This window comes from Palleronia rufa (assembly GCF_000743715.1).
Classification (GTDB): Bacteria; Pseudomonadota; Alphaproteobacteria; order Rhodobacterales; family Rhodobacteraceae; genus Palleronia; species Palleronia rufa.
This window is the reverse complement of the sequence record NZ_JQEY01000002.1, coordinates 125,845-149,511: the sequence shown is the minus strand read 5'-3', so window position 1 is coordinate 149,511 and position 23,667 is coordinate 125,845. Positions and strand designations below refer to the sequence as shown.

General features: G+C 69.0%; 20 protein-coding genes. 12 read left to right on the top strand and 8 right to left on the bottom strand.

Annotation, left to right across the window (positions count from 1 at the left end; genetic code table 11):
• The first annotated feature begins 22 nt into the window (after window positions 1-22).
• A protein-coding gene (locus KW83_RS19650) for an IS5 family transposase (protein WP_152563479.1) occupies window positions 23-792 on the top strand; the annotation gives its coding sequence in 2 pieces (ribosomal slippage) (window positions 23-335 and window positions 335-792; 771 coding nt in all).
• On the opposite strand, the gene KW83_RS04815 is transcribed toward KW83_RS19650, so the two are convergent.
• The 6 genes from KW83_RS04815 to KW83_RS04790 form a co-directional block, all read right to left on the bottom strand.
• Window positions 789-2,009: an OpgC family protein gene (locus KW83_RS04815; protein ID WP_036175432.1), complete on the bottom strand. Its 1,221-nt coding sequence runs from the start codon at window positions 2,007-2,009 to the stop codon at window positions 789-791. The two genes, KW83_RS19650 and KW83_RS04815, sit on opposite strands and share 4 nt — an antisense overlap.
• A gap of 1 nt (window position 2,010) precedes the next feature.
• On the bottom strand, window positions 2,011-3,360 hold the full coding sequence (locus tag KW83_RS04810; protein ID WP_036175429.1) for a tetratricopeptide repeat protein: 1,350 nt from the start codon (window positions 3,358-3,360) through the stop codon (window positions 2,011-2,013).
• Between the two features lie 99 nt (window positions 3,361-3,459).
• The gene (locus KW83_RS04805; protein ID WP_036175425.1) at window positions 3,460-4,683 is read right to left on the bottom strand and encodes a CaiB/BaiF CoA transferase family protein; all 1,224 of its coding nucleotides are present in this window, start codon (window positions 4,681-4,683) and stop codon (window positions 3,460-3,462) included.
• Window positions 4,667-6,268: a thiamine pyrophosphate-binding protein gene (locus KW83_RS04800; protein WP_036175421.1), complete on the bottom strand. Its 1,602-nt coding sequence runs from the start codon at window positions 6,266-6,268 to the stop codon at window positions 4,667-4,669. Before KW83_RS04800 ends, KW83_RS04805 begins: the two co-directional genes overlap by 17 nt.
• Complete coding sequence (locus KW83_RS04795) at window positions 6,265-6,759, bottom strand: DUF302 domain-containing protein (RefSeq protein WP_036175418.1); 495 nt, start codon at window positions 6,757-6,759, stop codon at window positions 6,265-6,267. The genes KW83_RS04800 and KW83_RS04795 overlap by 4 nt, the downstream gene beginning before the upstream one ends.
• A gap of 316 nt (window positions 6,760-7,075) precedes the next feature.
• A complete protein-coding gene (locus tag KW83_RS04790) occupies window positions 7,076-7,504 on the bottom strand; it encodes an FKBP-type peptidyl-prolyl cis-trans isomerase (RefSeq protein ID WP_036175415.1) in 429 nt (142 codons plus the stop codon).
• A 240-nt stretch (window positions 7,505-7,744) separates the two neighbouring features.
• Here KW83_RS04790 and KW83_RS04785 point away from each other — a divergent pair, with 240 nt between their 5' ends.
• From KW83_RS04785 to KW83_RS04760, 6 genes are all read left to right on the top strand, one after another.
• Window positions 7,745-8,431 (top strand): haloacid dehalogenase type II, encoded by a 687-nt coding sequence (locus KW83_RS04785; protein WP_036175412.1) that lies wholly within the window; start codon window positions 7,745-7,747, stop codon window positions 8,429-8,431.
• Window positions 8,424-9,242, top strand: a complete 819-nt coding sequence (locus KW83_RS04780) for an alpha/beta fold hydrolase (RefSeq protein WP_036175409.1) — start codon at window positions 8,424-8,426, stop codon at window positions 9,240-9,242. The genes KW83_RS04785 and KW83_RS04780 overlap by 8 nt, the downstream gene beginning before the upstream one ends.
• A complete protein-coding gene (locus KW83_RS04775) occupies window positions 9,239-10,201 on the top strand; it encodes a threonine ammonia-lyase (protein ID WP_036175406.1) in 963 nt (320 codons plus the stop codon). Before KW83_RS04780 ends, KW83_RS04775 begins: the two co-directional genes overlap by 4 nt.
• A gap of 24 nt (window positions 10,202-10,225) precedes the next feature.
• Window positions 10,226-11,014, top strand: a complete 789-nt coding sequence (gene pcaD / locus KW83_RS04770) for a 3-oxoadipate enol-lactonase (RefSeq protein WP_036175403.1) — start codon at window positions 10,226-10,228, stop codon at window positions 11,012-11,014.
• On the top strand, window positions 11,007-11,711 hold the full coding sequence (locus tag KW83_RS04765) for an alpha/beta fold hydrolase (RefSeq protein WP_036175401.1): 705 nt from the start codon (window positions 11,007-11,009) through the stop codon (window positions 11,709-11,711). Before pcaD ends, KW83_RS04765 begins: the two co-directional genes overlap by 8 nt.
• An 88-nt stretch (window positions 11,712-11,799) precedes the next feature.
• Window positions 11,800-13,035: a TCR/Tet family MFS transporter gene (locus KW83_RS04760; protein WP_036175399.1), complete on the top strand. Its 1,236-nt coding sequence runs from the start codon at window positions 11,800-11,802 to the stop codon at window positions 13,033-13,035.
• On the opposite strand, the gene KW83_RS04755 is transcribed toward KW83_RS04760, so the two are convergent.
• Window positions 13,007-14,386, bottom strand: a complete 1,380-nt coding sequence (locus KW83_RS04755) for an aspartate aminotransferase family protein (protein WP_036175397.1) — start codon at window positions 14,384-14,386, stop codon at window positions 13,007-13,009. The two genes, KW83_RS04760 and KW83_RS04755, sit on opposite strands and share 29 nt — an antisense overlap.
• 126 nt (window positions 14,387-14,512) lie before the next feature.
• Here KW83_RS04755 and KW83_RS04750 point away from each other — a divergent pair, with 126 nt between their 5' ends.
• The 3 genes from KW83_RS04750 to KW83_RS04740 are packed head-to-tail and all read left to right on the top strand — an operon-like array spanning window position 14,513 to window position 17,234.
• Window positions 14,513-15,688 (top strand): M24 family metallopeptidase, encoded by a 1,176-nt coding sequence (locus KW83_RS04750; protein ID WP_036175395.1) that lies wholly within the window; start codon window positions 14,513-14,515, stop codon window positions 15,686-15,688.
• On the top strand, window positions 15,685-16,851 hold the full coding sequence (gene argE / locus KW83_RS04745; RefSeq protein ID WP_036175393.1) for an acetylornithine deacetylase: 1,167 nt from the start codon (window positions 15,685-15,687) through the stop codon (window positions 16,849-16,851). The genes KW83_RS04750 and argE overlap by 4 nt, the downstream gene beginning before the upstream one ends.
• On the top strand, window positions 16,848-17,234 hold the full coding sequence (locus KW83_RS04740; RefSeq protein ID WP_036175391.1) for a (R)-mandelonitrile lyase: 387 nt from the start codon (window positions 16,848-16,850) through the stop codon (window positions 17,232-17,234). The genes argE and KW83_RS04740 overlap by 4 nt, the downstream gene beginning before the upstream one ends.
• On the opposite strand, the gene KW83_RS04735 is transcribed toward KW83_RS04740, so the two are convergent.
• Window positions 17,231-18,280 carry a dipeptidase gene (locus KW83_RS04735; RefSeq protein ID WP_036175389.1) on the bottom strand — a complete coding sequence of 350 codons (1,050 nt, stop codon included), beginning with the start codon at window positions 18,278-18,280 and terminating at the stop codon, window positions 17,231-17,233. The genes KW83_RS04740 and KW83_RS04735 overlap by 4 nt on opposite strands.
• 799 nt (window positions 18,281-19,079) lie before the next feature.
• Here KW83_RS04735 and KW83_RS04730 point away from each other — a divergent pair.
• Window positions 19,080-20,444 (top strand): efflux RND transporter periplasmic adaptor subunit, encoded by a 1,365-nt coding sequence (locus KW83_RS04730; RefSeq protein ID WP_051928268.1) that lies wholly within the window; start codon window positions 19,080-19,082, stop codon window positions 20,442-20,444.
• Entirely contained in the window at window positions 20,441-23,569 is a 3,129-nt protein-coding gene (locus KW83_RS04725) for an efflux RND transporter permease subunit (protein WP_036175386.1), read from the top strand. The genes KW83_RS04730 and KW83_RS04725 overlap by 4 nt, the downstream gene beginning before the upstream one ends.
• The last annotated feature ends 98 nt before the right edge of the window (window positions 23,570-23,667 follow it).

Below are 23,667 nucleotides of genomic sequence, written 5' to 3'. Positions count from 1 at the left end.
TTCCGGGAGGTGGAGGTGATATATGTCGGGCAGGCACGATCTGACGGATGCGGAGTGGGCTGTGATCGCGCCGCTCCTGCCGAACAAGCCACGGGGCGTCGCGCGGGTTGACGACCGGCGGGTCATCAGCGGCATCTTCTACATTCTCAGGACCGGGACACCGTGGCGCGATCTCCCGGAGCGCTACGGTCCTCGGACGACCGTCTACAACCGGTACAACAGGTGGGCCAAGAGCGGCGTCTGGCTGTGCATCTTCGAGGCTCTGGCGGAGCGCTCCCCGGGGTCGCTGCATCTGATCGACAGTTCCATCGTCCGCGCCCACCAGCACGCCGCCGGCGGAAAAAAGGGGGCGAGGATCACGCCATCGGTCTCTCCCGTGGAGGCCTGACGACCAAGATCCATGCGGTGGTGGACGGTCGCGGCCTGCCGGTTCGGCTGCTCCTGACGCCCGGCCAGGCCTCGGACAAGACCACCGCGCCGGAGCTTGTCGCGCCGCTCGGACTGACCGGCGACGTCGTCGGCGACCGGGGCTACTTCGGACAGGCGGTGATCGCCGCCATCGAGGCGAGCGGTGCGACGGCACATATCCCGAGCCAATCGAACGTCAGGGTGGTGCGAAGCGTCGACCGGGACCTCTACCGCCAGCGCAACAGGATCGAACGGTTCTTCAACCGCCTGAAACACTTCCGCGGCATCGCCACGCGCTACTTCAAGACCGCAACGAACTTCCTCGCCGCCCTCCACCTCGCCTCAACCCGCATCTGGATCAGGACTAATGAGTCCACGACCTAGCCGGCGCGCGGCCGCCGCCAGGGCTGACCCTTGATCCAGGCGACGACATAGGCGACCGCAACGATCAGCACGAAGCCCAGAGCGTTGGCCATGACCGTCGTCGGCGCACTGCGTCCCGCGATGTCGAGTCCCAGGCCCGTCACCCGCGCCCAGAACATCGAGAACAGGAAGACCGCCAGCGATTGCTGCCCCACCTTGCTGACGATCGCCACGACCCGCCGCCAGACGCGCGGCATGCCGGCGGAACTCAGCGCCCGCCCCCCCGGACCCGCGGCGACCCATGCAAGATACGCCAGCGCCAGGAAATGCACGTAGCGCAGGATGCCGAAATCGCTCTTTGAGACCAGCAGGCCGTTGTCCGCGCGCCACGTGCGTGCCCAGGACTGGCCGAACTCGCGGATGCCCACGTCCGACAGGGGCAGGTTCGCGACGACGATCAGCGCCGCGAGCAGCACCAGCCACGCGCGCACAGGGGGCGCCGGCAGCCAACCGCGCATGAAGGCGAAACCGGTGAAGAACGCGAGCTGCCAGCCGAACGGGTTGAAGAACCACCTCCGGTCGGACCACGGCTCTGCCGGCAGGTTGATCCCGCCCCAGGACCACGCCCGACCCTGCGCCAGCGCCCAGACGCAGATCACAGCGATGCCCGCCATGCCCGGATGGATCCGCGCCAGCCCCATGATCACGGGGATCATCGCCAAGATCACCAGATACATGGGCAGGATGTCGAAATAGTTCGGCACGTAGGTCAGCGTCATCAGACCGACCAACAGCGGACCCGGATCGTCGCGGAAGAACTTCCACAGGTTCAGCGTGCCGATATACACCTTGTCGAACGCACCGGTCTGGTCGAGCGCGGTAAGGAACGTGGCACAGGCCAGGAACAGGCCAATATGGGCCCAGTACACCTGCCAGACCCGAAAGCCCACGCGCACGGTTCCCAGCCTCCAGCCGGCCCGGTCGAACACCGTGCCGAAGGCGATCGCCGAGGCCATTCCGGAGGCGAACACGAAAATCTCGGTCGCGTCGGAGAACCCGAAGCGCGCAGGGATCCAGCCGGTAAAGCGGTTGCCCGGGACATGCGCGATGAAGATGATGAACATGGCGATGCCGCGGAAGAAATCCAGCCGCGGGTCGCGCAGGCGCACGCCTCCCGTGGCCGGGCGGCCGGGGGCGTCGGCGCGATGGGCGGGGAAGGCGTCGGCCGTCAGCGTCATGTCACTCCGCCGGGGTCCTGAGATGCCCGCGGCCGGCGTCGATCAGCGCGCGGCGGGTGGCGGCATAGCCGTCCTCGTGCCGGCCGCGGGTGCGCTGGCGGCGGTCGAGGATCCGCTCTGCGGCACCCCACGCGCCCGCGCGGATCCCCGCGTCGATGGTCAGCCGCTCGAACACGTCGCGCTGGGCGTGGCTGCCGCCGGCCAGATGAAGCGAGTCCTGCGCCGCGGCGAGATCGCGGAAGGCGTCGTCGTACCGGCCCTCTCCGAAGGCCGCAAGACCGCGCGCCGCCGACACGCCGGGCCGGGCCATGCGGCGGGCGGTGTCGGTGTCGCCCGTTCCGTCCCGGGCGATACGCGCCACCAGCCGCTGCGCCGCGTCGCGCCGCCCGTCGCCGACCAGCGCCAGCAGGTAGTGCAGGTCGGCGAAGATCAGGCATCCGTCCTCGAACCGCCGCTCCGACAGGTCGGCAAGTTCCGACCAGCGGTCGCCGATCGCCACCCCCTCCAGTTCCAGTCGCGACAGCAGCGACGTGGCGTTGGCGATGTCGCGGTAGTCGTCGGTACGCTCGGCGCGGATCTCATGGTCATAGAGGGCCAGGGCCTCGTCGGTGCGGCCGATGTCGAGCAGCATCAGCGCCTTGTGCCACCAGACGTGGTAGCGAAAATTGTTGCAATGGGCCCAGGCGCCCTCTTGCCGCGTGAGCCATTCGATCCCGGCGGCGGCGTCCGCCCGCATGTCGTGGACATGGGCCACGGCGTGCAGGCCCCAGGCGTCGTCCGGGGCCCGATCCAGCGCGTCGTGCCCGGCGCGGACGGCGTCGCCGTAGGCGCCCGTCTCCTCCAGCGCGAAGGCCCGGCAGCCGCCGATATAGCCCGCCGCGGGGTGGTCCGCCCCATAGGCGGGCGCCACGGCCCGGAGCCGCTCGTTCATGCCGCGCGCGTCGCCCAGGACGAAACGCAGACCGTGCTCCAGCTTGACCAGCAGCGCGTCCCCGGGCGCCCGGTCCACATGGGCCGACAGATGCGCGACGGCCTGCACCGGATACCCGTCGATGCAGGCGGCCAGCGCGTCGATCATGGCCCGGGTGCGCGCGTCCGGGGCAAAAGCGGCACGCGCTGCCGCGAGGCTCTCCGCCGCCGCGCCGAAAAGCTCTCTTCGCCCGAGAAGCACCAGGAACAGCCCCTTGGTGGCGTGCCCCAGCGCAAAGTCCGGCGCGGCCTCCAGGCAGGCGGCCAGATGCGCGGGCGCGGCGGCGGAATGGCTCAGGACCCCCTGCATGACGGCGTTCCAGTCGGCCAACGCCCGCTCCGTGGGCAGATCCACCGGCTGGCCGTATTGATCCTGTCTCATGCGCGGCGCCCTCCTTAGGTCATTTTACATACCCCGCGCCGCCCCCCGCAGCCTAGGCTTCGCACCCGAACATGACAGTATTCCACGGCCTTGTGACGATCAGCGGCGCCGCCCATCGCCATCCGCCACCGGCGGGATCCCGGACAGCACGGCATCGGTATCGGCGCCGAACCGCGGCGGCGCGCGGCGGTAGGTCACCGGCGTGGCAGAGAATTTCAGCGGATTGCCAAGGACCGGCACGGGCGCGGCGGTGCCCGCGGCCTCCATCCGGACAACCATGTCCCGCGCCGCCACCTGGTCCGAGGCCAGGACCCGATCCAGCGTCTGTACCGGGCCGACCGGCACGCCGACGCTTTCGAGCCCGGCGATGACCGCCGCCCCGGTCCGGTCCCGCAGCGCCCCCGCGACCAGCGGCTCAAGGCTGTCCCTGTTGGCCAGTCGCGCGGGATTGGTGGCAAAGCGCGGATCGACGGCCCAGCCATCCTGACCCAGCCACGCGGCGAAGCGACGGAACTGGCTGTCGTTGCCCACCGCGACGATCACATGCCCGTCTGCGACGGCATAGACGTTGTAGGGCACGATGTTGGGATGGGCGTTGCCGCGCCGCCGGGGCGGCATCCCCGTGACCAGCGTGCTCACGCCCTCGTTGATCGTCCAGGCGACCTGGCAATCCACCAGCGACAGGTCGATATGCTGCCCCTCACCGGTCTTCGTGCGGTGGTGCAGGGCGGCAAGGATACCGATCGCGGCATACATTCCGCACATCACGTCGGCGATCCCCACGCCGACCTTCATCGGCGGACCGTCGGCCGGTCCGGTCAGGCTCATGATCCCGCCGTAGCCCTGCGCCATGAGGTCATAGCCCGGCTTCGGCGCATTCGGTCCGGTCTGCCCGAACCCGGAGATCGAGCAGAAGACCAGGTGCGGAAACTCCGCCCTGAGGGTCTCATGGTCCAGCCCGTAGCGCTTCAGCCCGCCCGGCTTGAAGTTCTCCACGACCACGTCTGCCCCGGCGGCCAGAGCCCGCACCGCACGCTGGCCTTCGGGCGTGGAAATATCCAGCGCGACGGAGAACTTGTTGCGGTTGGCGCAGACGAAATAGGCCGAAAGGTCCGTGTCCGACCCATCCGCGTCGGCGACGAAGGGCGGGCCCCACTGGCGGGTATCGTCGCCGCCGGTGGCGGGGTTCTCGATCTTGAGCACCCGCGCGCCGAGGTCGCCCAGCATCTGCGTGGATGTCGGCCCGGCGAGAATCCGGCTCAGGTCGAGCACCGTCAGCCCGGCGAGCGGTCCGGGCGGCGATGCGTCAGAGGCGTCCGTCATAGGCGTCCTCGTCTATCTCGGCGGCGATCAGGGTGAACCGGTCCGACGCGCTCGCCTCGGCGAGTGCCGCGCGAAGCTCTGCGCGGGTCTCGACCCGGTGGCCCGTGCCGCCGAGCGACCGCGCCAGGCCCGCGTAATCGTGGCGGCCGAACCCCACGCCGGTCCGGGGCAACTGGCGCTGGCGCTGCTTGAGGTCGATCAGGGCCAGACGCGCGTCCACGAACACCACGACCGTCAGCGCCAGACCCATTTCCGCCAGGGTGGCAAGCTCTCCGGCCACCATCAGCAGGCCGGCATCGCCGGTGAAGGCCACGACCTCCCGCGCGGGATCGGCCAGTTTCGCGCCGGCCGCCAGCGGCACCGCACAGCCCATGGTGCACAGGCCGGTGGATTGCAGAAGCGTCCGCGGCCGCGCGCAGGTCCACATCTGGCTGAGCAGGATGCGGTGTGCCCCGGAATCCACGGTGGCGATGGCGTCGTCGGGAAAGGCGGCGCGGGCCTCGGCGATGACCGCGGCGGGTCCCCAGTCCTCGTCGCCCGGAAACGTCTCGGCCAGGGCCGCGCGGGCAGACGCGATCTCTCCGCCCGGCCAGACCGGACGCGGCGTCATGCCATCGGTCAGCGCCGCCAGCGACGCGGCGGTATCGGCCACGAAGCTGAGGCCCGCGTGGTGCATGTAGTGATGGTTCGGCGCGGCATGTACGTCGATCACCCGCTGGCGGGCCGGATCCCAGAGATCGCGCCAGCCCGGCCGCATCTCGATCGGATCGTAGCCCAGGCACAGCACCGTGTCGGCGGCGCGCACCACATCGCCCAGGATCGCGTCGGCCCTGGGCGACAGGCCTGCCCCGCCCAAGGCCAGCGGATCGCGCTCATCCAGGATGCCCTTGGCCTTGTAGCTGGTGACCACCGGCCAGCCCAGCCGCCGCGCGGTGCGCGACAGGGCCGCTTCGCCGCGGTCGGTCAGCACGTCCAGCCCGGCCACGATCAGCGGACGCTCGGCTGCGCTGACCCACGCGCGCGCCTCATCCAGCGCGGCGCCGCACGGCGCGACCGGGGCGGGTCGGGCCCGGCGGCGGCGCGCGGTCCCGGCCGGCGCATCGGCGACCGAGATCGGGACGTCGATCAGGACCGGCCCGGGCCGACCCTCCGTCGCGATGGCCAATGCCTTGTCGGCGATGGTGTCCGCCTCCGCGGCGCTCAGCGTGAAGGTCGCCTTGGTGACGGGGGCCAGCACCGCGCGATGGTCGAGCACCTGGTGGGTGTAGCGCAGCGCGTCGTCCGCATCGACCGCGCCCGACAGCACGATCAGCGGCACCCTGTCCTGCCAGGCATTGGCGATCACGTTGACGGCGTTGAGGATACCGGGTCCAAGGGTCGCCACCAGCACGCCCGGCGCGCCGTCCATGTGGCTGCCGCCTTCGGCCATGAAGCCGCCGGAATTCTCGTGCTTGACCAGATGGAACGCGATGCCCGCCCGACCCAGCGCGTCGAGAAGGGTCAGCACCTCTCCGCCCGGCATCCCGAAGGCGCGGCGGCATCCCGCCTCTGCCAGACGGCGGGCCAGGCTATCGGCGGCCCTCAACGATCCAGTGCCGCGTCGGCAATCCGCGCGAAGGTCGCGTCCAGTTCCTGGCCGATGTCGGCCAGCGCCGCGCCGCCCTCATCGCGATAGGGGGCCAGAACGGCGGAGGGCAGCTTGTAGCTGAGGCTGGCCGTGCCATCGGCGTTTCCGGTGATGTAGAGCCGCATCGGCGCCTCGATCATCGCGGCGGTGGACAGGCGCAGGACGCGGACGGCGACATCGTTGTTGAAGACTCCGATGACCCGGTTTTCCGGAATATCTATCCCGCGCGCCGCGGCGGCACCTGTGGGTCCGGCCTGGGTGACGACCGCCAGACCCTCTTCCGCGACAGCAGTTCGCACGGCCTCGGCCAGCGCGTCGGCACCGACCTGGGCGCGAGCGACGGCCCAGCCCTCCCGCGGCGCCATGTCGGCGACCTCTTGGGCGTCGGCCGGCATGGACAGCGACAGGACGAGGGCGAGAACCGGGATCGCGTGACGCGCAAATATCATTCGATGGCCCCTACCGTGAGAGCCGCGACGACACTGCCTTGCCGCGCCGTTGTCAAGTCCCCGACAGGTGGCGGCACGGACCGTCGCCCGGACCCGGGCATCGCCTGGCGATCGGCAAACCAGTTCACATATCGCCTTTTTGACACATCGCCTGCTTGGTCGCAGCCCCGTGACCGGAATGGCACATGTGCCCGACCGCGTTCTGGCAATTCCGCCTCTGGCAGTTCGCGATGGGGTGTCGCGGAAACGCGCAGAGCGGCGCCCGGAGAAGGCGCCGCCCGCACTGTGCGATCCGGAGTTGCGGCCTCCGGCGCGGTTAGACGATCTCGACCAGTTCCACGTCGAACGTCAGCTGCTGACCGGCCAGCGGGTGGTTCGCGTCAAGCGTGACCTGGCTCTGGTCGGCTTCGGCCACCATAACGGGCATGGTCTGCCCGTCCGGGGTCTGCATCTGCAACTGGGTGCCGGGTTCGACGGGAATGTGGTCCGGGATCTGCTCGCGAGGGACGGCCTGCACGCGGGCCGGGTCGCGGTCGCCGTAGGCGTCGGACGGCTCGATCACGACGGTCTTGGTGTCGCCGACCTCCATGCCGGTCACGCCCGCGTCGAGGCCCGGAATGATCTGGCCGGATCCCAGTCGGAACTCCAGCGGGTCGCGCCCTGCGGAGCTGTCGAACTCGGTGCCGTCGGCTAGGCTGCCGGTGTAATGCATACGAACGGTGTCGCCTGGCTTGGCTTGGCTCATGGGATGTCCTTTCGGGTCGCAGTGGTTTCGGGGACACCGCAGGCATCTGCGTCGGTCTCCCCGGCTCCGGTCCGACGTGGGAAACAGAACCCCGGTTGTAAACCCCGCGTGACCCGTTTTGCCGGGGAACGCGCCGGTTTCGGGATCCGCGCGACGGACGTTCCCGCGTCAGCGCACGCAACCCCGGCCCTTGCCGAGCCATGTTCGCCATGTCACGAAGACCCGGTAGCGGAGGGGCGGATGACCATCAGACTGTGTGTGTTCGACGCGTACGGCACGCTTTTCGACGTGGACGCCGCCGCGCGCGCCGCGGCAGACGAGCCGGGCCGGGATGCGCTGGCGGGCTGCTGGCAGGACCTGTCGCGGGACTGGCGCGCGAAACAACTGGAATACTCTTGGCTCCGGGCGATCATGGGCACGCATCGGGACTTCTGGGGCGTAACCCAGGACGGGCTCGACTGGGCGCTTGAGGCGCACGATCTTGCCGGCGATGCGGATCTGCGCCAGCGCCTGTTGTCGCTCTATTGGCAGCTGTCCGCCTTTCCCGAAGCGCCCGCCACGCTGACCGCCCTGAAGTCCGCCGGCCTGCAGACCGCGATCCTGTCGAACGGATCGCCCGCCATGCTCGACGGCGCCGTGGCGTCCGCCGGGCTGTCAGGCACGCTGGATGCGGTGCTGTCGGTGGAGACGGTGGGCGTCTTCAAGCCCGCGGCGCAGGTCTATGACATGGTGGACGCGCGTTTCGGCATCGCATCGTCGGAGGTGCTGTTCGTGTCCTCCAACGGCTGGGACGTCTGCGCCGCCGCGGGATACGGCTTCGACACCGCATGGGTGAACCGCGCCGGCAAGCCCATGGACCGCCTTCCCGCAGCCCCGCACCACGTCCTTGCCGACCTGACCCCCATCCCGGAGATCGCCCGTGCCTGATTTCACCACCTCCGACGGCCTGCGCCTGCACTATCAGGACCGGGGCGAGGGCCAGCCGATCCTGTGCCTGTCGGGTCTCACCCGCAACTCGACCGATTTCGACTACCTCGCGCCGCATCTGGACGACGCGCGGATGATCGCGCTCGACTACCGGGGCCGGGGACGGTCGGACTGGGGCGATCCGGCCAGCTACACCGTTCCGGTGGAGGCGCGGGACGCGGTGGAACTTCTGGATCATCTGGGGTTGGGGCGTGCTGCGGTAATCGGCACCTCCCGGGGCGGGCTGATCGCCATGATCCTGGCCGCGATGGCCAAGGACCGGCTGGCGGGAGCCTGCCTCAACGACATCGGCCCGGAAATCGCGCCGGAGGGGCTGGACGTGATCATGGGCTATATCGGGCGCAACCCGGCGCAGAAAACCCATGCCGAGGCCGTTGCCGTCCGCGCCAACCTGATGGCCGGATTCGCCAACGTCCCCGAAAGCCGCTGGCGGCAGGAGGTCGAAAAACACTACGAGGAGACCGACGAGGGGCTGGTGATCAACTACGATCCGGCCCTGGCCGAGACGGTGCGCGCCGGCGGCGCGGAGCCTGCCGCCGATCTCTGGCCGGCCTTCGATGCGCTGGGCGGCCTGCCGCTGGCCTGCATCCGGGGCGCGAACTCCGACCTGCTGTCGCCCGCCACCTTCGCCGAGATGCAGGCCCGCCGTCCCGACATGGTCGCGGCCGAAGTGCCCGACCGCGGCCATGTTCCGTTCCTGGACGAGCCCCGGGCGCTAGACGCCATCGCGCGCTGGCGGGCGCTGATGTGACCGTCGAGCAAATCCATGCGGCGGCCGAACGGCTGAACGGACATGCGCGGATCACGCCTATCCTGACCTCGCCGTTCCTGGACGATCTCGCCGGCCGGCGCGTCCACGTAAAGGCGGAACCGCTGCAAAGGGCCGGCAGCTTCAAGTTCCGCGGCGCGTGGTCGGCGCTGACCGCCCTGCCCAAGGGCACGCGCGGCGTGCTGGCCTATTCCTCTGGCAACCACGCCCAGGGCGTCGCCATGGCCGCGGAGCGGCTGGACATGCCGGCGGTGATCGTCATGCCGCTGGACGCGCCCGCGCTCAAGATCGCCAACACGCGCGCCCTGGGGGCCGAGGTCGTGCTCTACGACCGCGCGCGCGGCGAGAACCGCGAGGAGATCGGCGCCGCCCTGGCGCGGGAACGCGGCCTGGCGCTGGTCCGCCCCTATGACGACCCGGAGGTCATCGCGGGCCAGGGCACCGTGGGGCTGGAACTGGCCCGCCAGCTTCCCGGCGACGTTTCCGGCGATGTGCTGGTCTGCTGCGGCGGCGGTGGGCTCAGCGCCGGGATCGCCCTGGCGCTGGAGGCCGAGCGCCCGGCGCTCCGCGTCCGCACGGTCGAGCCGGAGGGATTCGACGACATGGCCCGCTCGCTCTCCTCCGGCCGGATCGAGCGTAACGCGGCCGTGGGCGGCTCTGTTTGCGATGCCATCCTGACCCCGGCGCCCGGAGATCTGACCTTTCCGATCCTGAAAGACCGCGCAGGACCCGGCCTGTCGGTCAGCGACGACGAGGCGATGCATGCGGTCGCGCTGGCGTTCCTGCGGCTCAAGCTGGTGTGCGAGCCCGGCGGCGCGGTCGCCCTGGCCGCGGCCCTGTTTCGCCGCGACCTGATCGAGGGCGACGCCGTGACCGTGATCGCCTCGGGCGGCAACGTCGACCCCCGGACCTTTTCCCGCGCGCTGGAGAGGCTCGCATGACTCGCACATGTAGGATCTGAACCCATGCCTGTCGCCCATCTGAACGGCATCCACCTGCACTATCGCGACGAAGGTCCGCGCGACGGCCCCGCGGTGGTCTTTTCCAATTCGCTCGGGACAGACCTGCATCTGTGGGACAGCCTGCTGCCCCATCTCCGCGCCGGCCTGCGCATCGTCCGCTACGACACCCGCGGCCACGGCCTTTCGGACGCGCCGCCGCCGCCCTACGCCATGGGCGCGCTGGTGACCGACCTGGAGCGGCTCTGCGACCATCTGGACCTGCGGGACACGGTCCTGGTCGGGATCTCCCTGGGCGGCATGACGGCGCAGGCCCTGGCGGTGAAACGGCTGGATCTGGTGCGCGGTCTGGTCCTGTCGAACACGGGCGCCAAGATCGGCACGCCCGCGCTCTGGGACGATCGGATCGAAAGCGTCCGCACCGGCGGTCTGGCGGCCCAGGCGGACGCCACCGTGGCCCGCTGGTTCGCGCGCCACTACCGCGACGGCCCGGACCACATCGCCTATCGCCATATGTTCACCCGCACGCCCGTGGATGGCTACACGGGATGCTCCGCGGCCATCTCCGGCACCGATCTGATGGCCGCCACGGCAACCCTGCGCCTGCCTGCCCTGGCCATCGCGGGGGATGAGGACGACTCCACCCCGCCCGATATGGTCCGCGAGACCGCCGCCCTGATCCCGGGGGCCGATTTCGCCCTGATCCGGCGTGCGGGCCACCTGCCGTTCCTGGAACAGCCCGCGGCCTATGCAGACGCACTCAACCGGTTCCTTGACAGGATCAATCATGTCTGAGCTTCTCCTGATCCACGGATCCTGCCACGGCGCCTGGTGCTGGGACGAAACCCTGGCCGCCCTGGGCGCCATGGGCCAGCCGGCCCGCGCGATCGACCTGCCGGGCCACGGCGCCGACCAGACCCCCCGCGACCGGGTGACCCTGGACGGATATGCCGACGCGATCCTGGCGGCCATCGACGCGCCGGTGACGCTTGTCGGACACTCCATGGGCGGCTTTCCGATCACCGCCGCGGCCCTCCGCGCGCCGGAAAAGATCGCGCGGCTGGTCTATCTCTGCGCCTACATACCCCAGCCAGGCAAGAGCCTTGCCGACATGCGCCATCTCTGGCCGGAACAGCCGCTGCTTCCGGCCATCGTCCCCGATGCGGACCGCGTGGCCTTCAGCTTCGCGCCCGACCGGCAGCTGGACCTCTTCTACCACGATTGCCCTTCGGGTACGCTGGAACATGCCCGCGCGCATCTGACGCCGCAGCCTCTTGCGCCGCAGCGCACGCCGCTCGATCCCGCCACGCCGCGCGTCGAGCGACATGCCATTCTCTGCGAGGACGATCGCGCGGTCCCCGTCGGTTTCCAGGCGCTGATGGCCGAAGGCATCCCGGCCGGGAACATCCAGCGAATGCCCACGTCGCACTCTCCGTTCTTCGCCGCGCCCGAGGACCTGGCCCGCCGCCTGGCCGCCATCGCCGCGACATAAGGACCGCAGGCGCGCCCCTTTCGGCCTTGTCCAAGTTGACCCGGCCGCGCCCCCGCCGCATATGGGCGCGAACAGGACCGGAGACCCGATGCGCGCGCGCCTGCCCCTGCTGTTCATCCTGACAACGCTGATGATCGATGCCATGGGGATCGGACTGGTGATCCCGGTGATGCCGCAGCTGATCCGCGACATCGAAGGCGGCACGCTCGCGCAGGCCGCTTTGTGGGGCGGGATCTTCTCGACCGCCTACGCGGTGATGCAGTTTCTTTGCGGACCGCTGCTGGGAACCCTGTCCGACCGTTTCGGACGCAGACCGGTGCTTCTTATCACGCTGACCATCATGGCGCTGGACTACGTGGTGATCGCCGTCGCGATGAATGTCTGGGTCCTGCTCTTCGGCCGGATCATCGGCGGCATCGCGGCCTCCACCCGCTCGGTCGCCACGGCCTTCATCGCCGACATCTCCTCACCCGAGGAAAAGGCGGCGCGGTTCGGGCTGGTCGGCGCAGCCTTCGGACTGGGGTTCGTCCTGGGGCCGCTGATGGGCGGCCTGCTGGCGGAACTGGGAACGCGCGCGCCTTTCTGGGCCGCCGCGGCCCTGGCTACGGCCAACATGCTTCTTGGGGTCATGGTTCTTCCCGAAACGGTGACCGACCGCATCCGCCGCCCGTTCTCATGGAAACGGGCCAACCCGCTGGGCGCGCTTCTGGATCTGGGCCGCAAGGAACGCGTCGGGCGGCTGACCTTCATGTTCTTCCTCTACCAGACCGCGTTCTTCGTCTATCCGGCGATCTGGGCCTATTACGCGCAGGAGCGATTCGACTGGGGCCCCAGGACCATCGGCCTGTCGCTGGGGCTCTTCGGCATCTCGCTTGCCATCGTGCAGGGCTGGCTGATCCGCTACGTCCTGGCCTGGCTGGGCGACCGGAAGACCGTGCTCTACGGGATCCTCTTCAATGCCGCCGCGTTTCTGGCCCTGGCGATGGTCAGCTCAGGCACACTGGCGCTGATCCTGACGCCGCTGGCGGCCCTGGGCGCGGTCGTCATCCCGGCGCTTCAGGCGATGATGTCGCGCGCCATACCGGATAACGCCCAGGGCGGGTTGCAGGGGCTTCTGACCAGCGCCGGGGCGCTTGCGATGATCGTCAGCCCGGCGGTGATGAGTCAGGTCTTCTGGGTGGCAACGGCCGAATCCACCGCGGTCTATCTGCCCGGCGCGCCGTTCCTGGTGTCCATGCTGCTCATGGTCGTCTGCGCCGTGGTGTTCCTGGGACGCAAACGGATGACGCCCCCGGTCACAGACCCGCCGCGCGCACGGCCTTGACGGTGGCCGCCACGATCTCATCTGCCTCTTGGGTCGTCAGGCTGAAGGGCGGGGCATAGCCCAGAATGTCGCCGCCCGGCATGGCGCGGCCGATCACGTGGCTCTCGGCCAGCTTGGACACGACCCTGGCGCCGATCTTGTCGGCCGGATCGTAGAAGCGCCGCCGGTCCCGGTCCTGAACGAACTCCAGAGCGCAGAGCATCCCCTCGCCCCGGATCTCGCCCACATGGGGGTGGTCGCCGAGCGCGTCGCGCATCCGTTCGACAAGATAGGCGCCCACGGTTCCCGCGTTCTCCACCAGCTTGAGGCTGTCCAGAAGCTTCAGGTTCGCAACCCCCGCCGCGGCGCCGATGGGATGGGCCGCGTAGGTCCAGCCGTGGCCGATGGGGCCGTTCTCATCCGTGCCCTTCTCCAACACCTTCCAGACCTTGTCCGATACGATGGACCCCGAGAGCGGCGCATAGGCAGAGGTCAGGCCCTTGGCGATGGTTATGAAATCCGGCTCCAATCCGTAATGGTCGGACCCGAACATGCTTCCCAGCCGGCCGAACCCGGTCACGACCTCATCGGCCACCAGCAGGATGTCGTGCTTGCGCAGGATCGGCTGGATCGCCTTCCAGTAACCCGCGGGCGGGGGCACGATACCGCCCGTGCCCAGCACAGGCTCGGCCCAGAAGGCGGCGATGGTGTCGGCGCCCTCGCGCGCGATCATCTCCTCCAGGTCGGCGGCGCATTGGGCGGTGAACGCGGCTTCGGACTGGGAAAGGTCGTCGCGGCGGTAGTAGTAGGGCGCGGTGGTGTGCAGCACCGGCGCCATGGGCAGGTCGAACTTCTCGTGGAACAGCGGCAATCCGGTCAGCGATCCGGTCATCACGCCCGACCCGTGATAGCCCCGCCAGCGCGAAATGATCTTTTTCTTCTCCGGCCGGCCAAGGATGTTGTTGTAGTACCAGACCAGCTTGATGTTGGTCTCGTTCGCGTCCGACCCGGAGAGCCCGAAATAGACCTTGGACATGTGGTCCGGCGCGCGGTCCATGACCATCTTGGCCAGGGTGATCGACGCCTCCGTGCCATGGCCCACATAGGCGTGGTAATAGGCCAGCTCACGCGCCTGTTCGGCGATGGCATCCGCGATCTCTGACCGCCCGTAGCCCACGTTCACGCAGTAGAGCCCGGCGAACCCGTCGAGCCAGCGCTGCCCGTCGCGGTCCTCGATCCTGACGCCGGACGCGGTGCGGATCACGCGGCCCGGCGTTTCGCCGCGGGCGTGCTGGGCCAGATGCGTCGACGGGTGCAGCAGATTGTCCCGGTCCCACTGGTCAAGCTGGTCGTTGTGCAGAACACGGGCCATGGAAACCTCCGGATTGGGGTGTGTCCCGCCGCGTCTACCGCGACCGCACCGCCCGCGAAACCCCCGCCCTTGACGGCGGCGGGCGACTGGCCTTCCCTTCGGTGGTCGGTCACAAGAGAACGCCCCATGTCCCAGTCCTTTTCCGCCGCGGAGTTCCAGCGCCGCCTCGCCCTCGTCCGGCAGGCCATGGGCACGGATGGGCTGGACGCCCTCTTCGTCACGAACCCGTCGAACATGAACTGGATCACCGGCTACGACGGCTGGTCCTTTTATGTCCATCAGGGCGTCCTGATCCTGCCGGACGCCGATCCGGTCTGGTGGGGCCGCCGCATGGACGGTTTCGGCGCGCGGCGCACGGTCTGGATGGGTTCCGACGACATCGTCGACTACGCCGACGATTACATCCAGTCGGACGAGCGCCATCCGATGCAGACCCTCGCCCGCCTGATGGCGGACCGCGGGCTGGAGCGGGCGCGGATCGGCGTGGAAAAGGAGAATTACTATTTCACCGCCCGCGCGTTCGAGGTTCTCTGCGCCGAGCTTCCGCAGGCGGTGTTCCCCGACGCCACGAATACGGTGAACTGGCAGCGGCTGGTGAAATCCGACGAAGAGATCGCGGTCATGCGCAAGGCCGCTGGGATCTCCACCAAGATGATCCGCGGCATCATGGACCGGGTGGAGCCCGGCCTGCCAAAGAACGACCTGGTGGCCGAGATCTACCGCGACGCCATCCGCGGCACCGACGACGCCTGGGGCGACTATCCCGCCATCGTGCCGCTGCTCCCTTCGGGTCCGGACGCATCCGCCGCGCATCTGACCTGGGACGGGCGGCCATTCCAGCGCGACGAGGCGACGTTCTTCGAACTGGCCGGCTGCCACCGGCGCTACCACGCGCCGTTCTGCCGGACGGTCTATCTGGGTACGCCCTCCGACACCGTCCGCCGGACCGAAACCGCGTTGATCGAGGCGATCGAGGCAGGGCTCTCCGCCGCGCGCCCCGGCAACCGCGCCGCCGACATCGCCATCGCCCTGACATCGGTGCTCAAGCGCCACGGCATCGACCGGCAGGGCCGTGCGGGCTATGCGGTTGGCCTGTCCTATCCGCCCGACTGGGGCGAGCATACGGTTTCGATCCGTGCGATGGATCAGACGGTGCTGCGGCCGGGCATGACCTTTCATTTCATGCCCGCCCTCTGGATGGAGGACTGGGGCCTGGAAATCACCGAGACCATCCTGATCCGCGACGGCGCCGCTGCCGAATGCCTCTGCGACTACCCGCGCGAACTGGTGGTCAAGCCATGAGCCGCCTGGATGAGGCGCAGGAGCATCTGTCGCGCATGGTTGCCTTCGCTACCGTTTCGTCGCGTCCCAATATCGAGCTGATCGCCTGGTATGCCGACCGGCTGAAGGCGCTGGGCGGGCGCGTCCGGGTCCTGGAAGCGCCCGAAAGCGGCAAGGCCAACCTCTTTGCGACCTTCGGGCCGGACGGAGACGGCGGCATCGTCCTGTCGGGCCACACGGACGTTGTTCCGGCAGAGGAGACCGGCTGGACATCCGATCCGTTCGTCCTGCGCGATGCGGGCGATCTGCTCTATGCCCGCGGCGCCTGCGACATGAAAGGGTTTCTGGCTTGCGCGCTCGCCTCCGCGCCGCTCTTTACCGGGCGCCTGACCCGGCCGCTCCATTTCGCGCTGACCCACGATGAGGAGGTCGGCTGCCTCGGCGCGCAGGATCTGGTGGCGCTCCTCCGGCGCGAGGGGCTGCGCCCCGCCGCGGCGATCATCGGTGAGCCGACCTCGATGAAGATCATCGACGCGCACAAGGGCTGCTGCGAATACACCACCACCTTTCACGGGCTGGAAGGCCACGGCTCCGCCCCGGAACGCGGCGTCTCGGCCACGGAATACGCCGGCCGGTTCATCGTCCGGCTGCTCGAACTGCGCCATGAGCTGACGGCCCGCGCCCCCGCCGACAGCCCGTTCGACCCGCCCCACAGCACGGTCCAGGTGGGCCGCATGACCGGCGGTGTCGCACGCAACGTCATCGCAGGACTGGCAAGCGTCGATTGGGAGCTGCGCCCGATCAACGCCGCCGACAAGGACCACGCGATCCGCGCGATGCGCGATTTCTGCAACGAGACGCTGCTTCCGGCCATGAGAGACGTCCACCAAAGCGCGAATATCGAGACCCTGACCGTGGGCGACGTGGCCGGGCTTGAGCCCGTCACCGACAACGAAGCGCGGGAAATCGTCGCCGCGCTGACCGGCGACAACGGCGCGGCCACGGTGTCCTTCGGAACGGAGGCGGGGCTGTTCCAGTCGCTCGGCTGCGCGGCGGTGGTGTGCGGCCCCGGCTCCATCGACCAGGCCCACAAGGCCGACGAATACGTGTCCCGGACGCAGCTTGGCCTATGCCTCGACATGCTGGAAAACCTCGGGGCATCTCTGCAGGGGGACACGCCATGAAGATCACCCGCGCCGGCACGCAGGCATCCCGCCCCGGCCCAGCGGCGTATTTTACCGGCTGGGTGCGGCTCGACCCGCTGCACCGGCCGGAGGCGCCGGCCCGCGCCATCGCCCTGTCGGTGACGTTCGAGCCCGGCGCCCGCACCGCCTGGCACACCCATCCGCTCGGCCAGACGCTGATCGTGACCCAAGGGATCGGCCGGGTGCAGCGGGCGGGCGGCGGCATCCACGAAATCCGCCCCGGCGACGTCGTCTGGTTCGCCCCCGGCGAGCGCCACTGGCACGGCGCGGCACGCGACGTGGCCATGACCCATATCGCGATCCAAGAGGAACTGGACGGCGTATCGGTGGACTGGCAGGAGCCTGTGGTGGACGACGACTAGGCCCAGCTTTTCTCCAGCACCCGGAACCAGTTGCCGTGGCAGATCTTGGCGATCAGCTCCGACCCGAATCCGTGCGCCTCCATGGCGCGGCGCAGCACCGGCAGCCCGGCCACGGTGGTCAGCTCTTTCGGCACCAGCGCCCCGTCATAGTCGGAACCCAGCCCCACGCGATCCTCTCCCAACCGGCCGATCAGGTGGTCGAGATGGCGGATCAGCACCTCCATGCCCACATCCGCGCGCATCTTTCCGTCCGGCCGAAGGAACGCGCAGGCGAAGTTCAGGCCCACCATCCCGTCGCTTTCGGCGATGGCGTCGAGCTGCCGGTCGGTGAGGTTGCGGGAGTGGGGCGACACCGCGTGGGCGCCCGAGTGAGTCGCCACCAGGGGCCGGGAGGACAGCCGCGCCACGTCCCGGAACCCGGCCTCGTTCAGGTGGCTGAGGTCGAGCATGATCCCCATCCGGTCGCAGACCGAGACCAGCCGCGCGCCCGCCTCCGTCAGCCCGGGGCCCGTGTCGGGGGAGGACGGAAAGCGGAACGGCACCCCGTGGCCGAAGATCGTCTCGCGGCTCCAGACCGGCCCGAGCGAGCGGAGCCCGCGGTCGTGGAGGGCCTGCAATTCGCCCAGGTCGGGTCCGATCGCCTCGGCGCCTTCCAGATGCAGGATCGCTGCCAGGGTATCGCCGCCGAACGCGCTTCGCAGCGCGTCCGTGTCGCGGCAGATCGTGACATGGCCCGCATTCTCCAGCGCCTCCAGGATCTCGATCTGGGCCGCGACGGTCCCGCCCGCCTCCCGCGCTCCGATCATGGCTGGCAGCGGCATGTCGTAGCTGTCGCCCTGCATCGCCGCCATCTTCGCCGCAAGATCCACGAGGGAGGGCACCCAGACCGCGAAGAACCCGCCGCCGAACCCGCCCAGCGTGGCGCCGGCGCGGTCGATGGCGCCGTGACCGGGCCGCTCCACGGTGCCGAGCGCGGCGATGCCGCCCGCCATGTGGAGGCGGGTCAGAAGATCGTTATGCCCGTCGAAGACAAGAGGCTCATGCATGGGGCGACGAAACGGCACCGACCGGGAAATGGCAAGGCCGACCGGCTGATACCCGTATGTGCGGAGGGGCCGGGACGCGTCCTGCGTCCCGGCAGCGTGAGGGTGATCGCCTACGCCAGGATCGCTGTCCTGCGCGCCTCTGCAAGCGCGACGGGTCGAAGACGCCGCCGCGAAGACAATGATGGTCACAAGGATGCATAAGCGGCGCGTCGCCGGCGGACAGGGTCCGGTCGGCTGCGCGGACCTCTTGCCGCAGCGACGAGATCGCCCGCATCGCGGATCATCGGGCTGCGACGGATGCGCGCCCCTGGATGGACGACGAAATGCCCATACGATGCGCAGATTGATGACTTCTCCCCATAGGTGTCCCGCCACCCTTCCACCAGCCGAGTCGGGGCACGAGGATATGAACGGCGCAGGTCGGATCGCGCGCGGCGCCCCGCATCCGGATACGACCGACGCGGCGGTGGGAACGTGCGTTGCGAGGAGCGGCCGCGTTCTCCGGTTCGCGACAATCCATCGGACGCATTCGATGTCCGGTCTCCCGGCACCCTCCGCGCCTTGCGGCGCATCCGGACTGGACGCCGGACATCGCCCCCGCCCTCTTGGTAAGGTCACACGCATCGCACCCTTTTCAGCCCGGGCGGATGCGCGATCCGGACCGACGGGCGGCTATCGCCGGTGGGGCGCCGCTACGCCCCCCGCGAGTGTCACGCGCAGCTTCGCCCTGTCCGAGACGTCCCAAACCCCCTATCACGGCCACAACGCCGCCCGGCGGAGCAGAAGGAAAAACGACATCTTGCGTAAGACGTACGACAATCCGAGGGTCCGGCTTCTTGGCCTCGCGCTCGCCGCGACGCTCTCGGTATTCCCCATGGGCCTTGTTGCGCAGCAGGGCAGCGGCGACGGTCAGGCCGGGCCGCCTCAGGACTCCGGTCCGCCGACCGTGGATATTCCGCTGATCGGCGAGGTTCCGGTGCCCGGCTTCATCGCGGCGATGCTGGGCCTTGGCGGCGACGAGGGCCAGGCAGGCCCCGGCCAGGGTGAGCAGCCGCCCCCGGCGGTCGTCTGGACCCCGGCGGAAACCCGCGCGGTGGCCGAGACCTTCGACTTCCTGGGACGCATCGCGCCGATCGAAGTGGTCGGGGTGCAGACGCGCGTGCCGGGCTTCATCGAGCGCGTGGCCTTCTCCGGCGGGCAGACCGTCGCAGAGGGGGACGTCCTGTTCGAGATCGAAGCCACGCGGTACGAGGCAGAGCTTCAGTCGGCGAAGGCCAGCGCAGAGAGCGCGCGCGCGCAGCTGACCGCAGCGCAGCGCAGCCTGGAGCGGGCGCAGGAACTGCGCGAGAGCGGTACCGTCAGCGTCGCCAGCCTAGATGAGGCGACGGCCGCGTTCGAATCCGCGTCTGGCACGCTTTCGCAGGCCGAGGCCGCCGTCCGGCAGGCCGAGCTCGATCTTGCCTACACCACGATCGCCGCGCCGATTTCGGGCCGGATGTCGGCGCCGCTCCAGACCCGCGGTAATTTCGTCGACTCCACGACCGGCGAGATCGCGGAACTGACGCAGATGGACCCGATCTGGGGCGTCTTCGCACTGGGTGAGACACGCCTGATCGAATGGCAGCGATTGGGGATCGGCGGTGAACCGGGCGCGGCCGCAGCCGACGACACCAACGACAACGGGGGCGAACCTGCCGCAGGGCAGCGCGTCTCTGGCGACGGGTACAGGCTCAGCCTGCTGCTTCCGGACGGATCTGTCTATGACGACACGGGGTCGTTGTCCTTCATCGGCTCTTCGGTCGATCCCGCGACCGGGACCGTCGATGTGCGGGTGGAGTTTCCAAATCCCGACGGCCTGCTTTTGCCGAACCAGAATGTCACCCTGCGCGTCACCGAGGCCGATCCGCCGGAATTCCCGGTCATCCCCCAGGCCGCCGTCCAGCTGGGCCGCGACGGGCGCGCGGTCTGGGTCGTGAAGGAGGACGATACCGTGGCGCGCGTCCCCATCTCGGTCCGGCCAAGCGGCCAGCCCGGAGAGGTCGCCGTGACCGAAGGACTGTCCGGCGGCGAGCGGGTGATCGTCCGCGGCACGATGAATCTGCAGGATGCCGCGAAAGTCGATCCACGCCGCGCGAGCGACGCGCCGGGCGCATCCACGCAATGATCTCGCGTGCATTCATCCGGCGTCCCCGCCTGGCCGCCGTGATCTCCCTGGTGCTGGCGATCGCCGGCGTGATTTCGATCTTCGCGCTTCCGATCACCCAGTATCCGGAGATTTCTCCGCCGACGATACAGGTGTCGGCCGCCTATCCCGGAGCGGATTCGACAGTTCTGGCCGAAACGGTGGGCGCGCCGCTGGAGCGCGCGATCAACGGGGTCGAGGGCATGATCTACATGTCATCGTCATCCTCGAATCAGGGCACCTATTCACTGTCGATCACCTTCGCGATCGGCACCGACCCAGACATCGCGCAGGTCAACGTCAGCAACCGCGTGCAGCTGGCGACCTCGCAGCTGCCGACATCGGTGGTCGAGCAGGGGGTGAGCGTCTCCAGCCAGTCGCCCAGTTTCCTGGCCGCGATCGCCTTTCCGGTGAGCCAGGACAGCGGCCTGACCGTGATCGAGGCGGCCAGCTACATCTCCACCAACGTGACCACCGCGCTGCAGCGGATCGACGGCGTGGGCAACGCGTCGGTTCTGGGCCCGTCGAACTACGCGCTGCGGGTCTGGACCGATCCCGACAAGATGAGCGCGCTGAATATCTCTGCCCAGGATATCGCCACCGCGATCCGGTCAGAAAACCTTGCCGCCGCCCTGGGACAGGTCGGCGCCCCGCCCGCCGTCGAAGGCCAGTCGCTGGTCTATACCGTGACATCCACGGGCCGGCTTTCGGACGTGGCGGATTTCGAGGATATCGTCCTGCGCGCCGGGAACACGGGCGGGCTGGTGCGCCTGAGCGACGTGGCGCGGGTAGAATTGGGGTCAGAGGACTATTCGTCGACAGCGTATCTCGGCGATCTGCCGGCGATTACCGTACAGGTGAACCAGGCGCCCGGCGCGAACGGGCTGGAAACCATGCAGCAGGTGCGCGACGAACTCTCGACGCTGAAATCCACCTTTCCCGACGGGCTGGACTTCAACGTCGTCTACGACACCACCGAATTCATCCGTGTCACCATCGAGGAGATCATCCGCACCCTGCTGATCGCGGCGGCGATCATCGTGGTGGTGGTCTTCGTCTTCCTGCAGGGGATCCGGTCGACCGTCATCCCGCTGATCGCGATCCCGGTATCGCTGATCGGCACCTTCGCGGTCCTGCTGGCGGTCGGCTTCTCGATCAACGTCATCACGCTTCTGGCGCTGATCCTGTCCATCGGGCTTGTCGTGGACGACGCGATCCTTGTGGTGGAGAACGCCCGCCGCATCATGGACGAGACGGATCTGCGCGGCCGCGAGGCCGTGGAACAGGCCATGGCAGAGATCCAGGGACCGATCGTGTCGACCACGCTGGTGCTGCTGGCGGTGTTCATTCCGACGACCTTGCTGCCGGGTCTGTCGGGCCAGCTCTACCGCCAGTTCGGGCTGACCCTGTCCAGCGCCGTCGTCCTGTCCTCCATCGTGGCCCTGACCCTGACGCCGGCGCTCTGCGGGTGGCTGCTGCAGGCGGGCGGGACGCCATCGCGGATCTTCCGGCCGTTCAACTGGACGCTCGACAAGGCGCGCACCGGCTACGGCCGCATCGTGGGCTTCTTCGTGACCAGAGGGATCCTGGCACTGGCGGCCCTTGCCGTCGCGGTGGGGATCGCGGCCTGGGCCTATACGTCGCTTCCGGGCGAACTGGTGCCGCCGGAGGATCAGGGCGCTCTCTTCGTGGACATCTCCTTGCCGGACGGCGCGTCGCTGGAGCGGACCGAACGCGCGATGGCGGAGATCGGCGCGATCATCGAAGGCACGGAGGGCGTGGACGAGGTGATCGAGGTCGTCGGCTTCAGCTTTCTCGGCGGATCGCGCTCATCCGTCGGGATCGCCATCGCCACGCTCAAGCCATGGGGGGAGCGGCCCAGCGTCTTCGCCCTGCTCGGCCGGTTGAACGGACAGTTCCAGACCATTCCGGGTGTGCAGATCGCGGCCTTTCCGCCGCCATCCATTCCCGGCACCGGCTCTGTCGGCGGGTTCTCGTTCGAGCTTCTGGCGACCGAAGGCCAGGATGCGAGCGAGGTCGCCCAGGTCGCGCGCTCGTTCGTGCAGGCCGCCAACGCGCGGCCGGAGATCGCCGGCGCGCGGACCAGCTTTGCCGCCAGCGTTCCGCGCATCTTCGTGGAGGTCAACCGCGACCGCGCGGCCCAGCTTGGCCTTTCCGTCGCAGATATCTACCAGACGCTCGGCCAGACGCTGGGGGCAGGCTTCGTCAACCAGTTCGTCTATCAGGGGCGCGTCTATCAGGTGCGCATCCAGGCCGATGCCGAATACCGCTCGGAGCCAGAGAACATCACCGATCTCTACGTGACCACAGCGACGGGCGGCCAGGTCCGGCTGGATGATCTGGTGGATCTCCGGACGGAGTTCGGGCCCTACATCCTGCCGCGGTTCAACCTGTTCACCGCCGCGTCCGTCTCCGGCAACCCGGCACCGGGGTCGTCCACCGGCGCCGCGCTCGCCGCGCTGGAGGAGGTCGCGAACGAAACCCTTCCCGACGGCTACACATACCAGTTTTCCGGCGCGTCGTACCAGGAGCAGCAAGTGGGCAGCACGGCCATCTACGCGCTGCTCGCCGCCTTCGTCTTCGCCTATCTCTTCCTTGTCGGACAGTTCGAAAGCTGGCTGCAACCGCTGGCGGTGATGCTGTCGGTGCTCGTGGCCATGGCGGGTGCGGCGGCGACGCTGCTGGTCTTCGGCTTCACCGCGAATCTCTATGCGCAGATCGGCATGGTGATGCTGGTCGGGCTGGCGGCCAAGAACGCGATCCTGATCGTCGAATTTGCTAGGGAAAGGCACGCGGAGGGGATGGCGATCACGGAGGCCGCGATCCTGGGCGCGCGCCAGCGGTTCCGCGCCGTGCTGATGACCGCGCTGGCCTTCGTGTTCGGAATGATGCCGCTGGTGATGGCGACCGGTGCAGGGGCGGCGTCCCGCAACGCCATCGGCGCCGCGGCCCTGGGCGGGATGGCGGCAGCGACGTTCCTGGGCATCCTTATCATCCCTGCCCTCTATGCGCTGCTCGAACGCGCGGGCGAGGGCACCAAGGGCGTGTTCTGGGGCCGCGAACCCGCGGAAGAGTCAGAGACCTAGCGTCAAGCTGCCCGCGATCCGCTGCAGCCCGACAGGCGTGCCGGATCGCACCGTGCATATGCCGGTGCGTAAAACTCGCGCCGCGGCCTGACCGTCGA

Bases quoted from the DNA above. Each gene is read 5' to 3' on its own strand.
- KW83_RS04740 (WP_036175391.1), top strand. From the start codon at position 16,848: ATGAAGATCACCCGCGCCGGCACGCAGGCATCCCGCCCCGGCCCAGCG.
- pcaD (WP_036175403.1), top strand. From the start codon at position 10,226: ATGCCTGTCGCCCATCTGAACGGCATCCACCTGCACTATCGCGACGAA.
- KW83_RS04785 (WP_036175412.1), top strand. From the start codon at position 7,745: ATGACCATCAGACTGTGTGTGTTCGACGCGTACGGCACGCTTTTCGAC.
- KW83_RS04750 (WP_036175395.1), top strand. From the start codon at position 14,513: ATGTCCCAGTCCTTTTCCGCCGCGGAGTTCCAGCGCCGCCTCGCCCTC.
- KW83_RS04725 (WP_036175386.1), top strand. From the start codon at position 20,441: ATGATCTCGCGTGCATTCATCCGGCGTCCCCGCCTGGCCGCCGTGATC.
- KW83_RS04810 (WP_036175429.1), bottom strand. From the start codon at position 3,360: ATGAGACAGGATCAATACGGCCAGCCGGTGGATCTGCCCACGGAGCGG.
- KW83_RS04795 (WP_036175418.1), bottom strand. From the start codon at position 6,759: ATGATATTTGCGCGTCACGCGATCCCGGTTCTCGCCCTCGTCCTGTCG.
- KW83_RS04805 (WP_036175425.1), bottom strand. From the start codon at position 4,683: ATGACGGACGCCTCTGACGCATCGCCGCCCGGACCGCTCGCCGGGCTG.
- KW83_RS04755 (WP_036175397.1), bottom strand. From the start codon at position 14,386: ATGGCCCGTGTTCTGCACAACGACCAGCTTGACCAGTGGGACCGGGAC.
- argE (WP_036175393.1), top strand. From the start codon at position 15,685: ATGAGCCGCCTGGATGAGGCGCAGGAGCATCTGTCGCGCATGGTTGCC.
- KW83_RS04790 (WP_036175415.1), bottom strand. From the start codon at position 7,504: ATGAGCCAAGCCAAGCCAGGCGACACCGTTCGTATGCATTACACCGGC.
- KW83_RS04815 (WP_036175432.1), bottom strand. From the start codon at position 2,009: ATGACGCTGACGGCCGACGCCTTCCCCGCCCATCGCGCCGACGCCCCC.
- KW83_RS04760 (WP_036175399.1), top strand. From the start codon at position 11,800: ATGCGCGCGCGCCTGCCCCTGCTGTTCATCCTGACAACGCTGATGATC.
- KW83_RS04735 (WP_036175389.1), bottom strand. From the start codon at position 18,280: ATGCATGAGCCTCTTGTCTTCGACGGGCATAACGATCTTCTGACCCGC.
- KW83_RS04765 (WP_036175401.1), top strand. From the start codon at position 11,007: ATGTCTGAGCTTCTCCTGATCCACGGATCCTGCCACGGCGCCTGGTGC.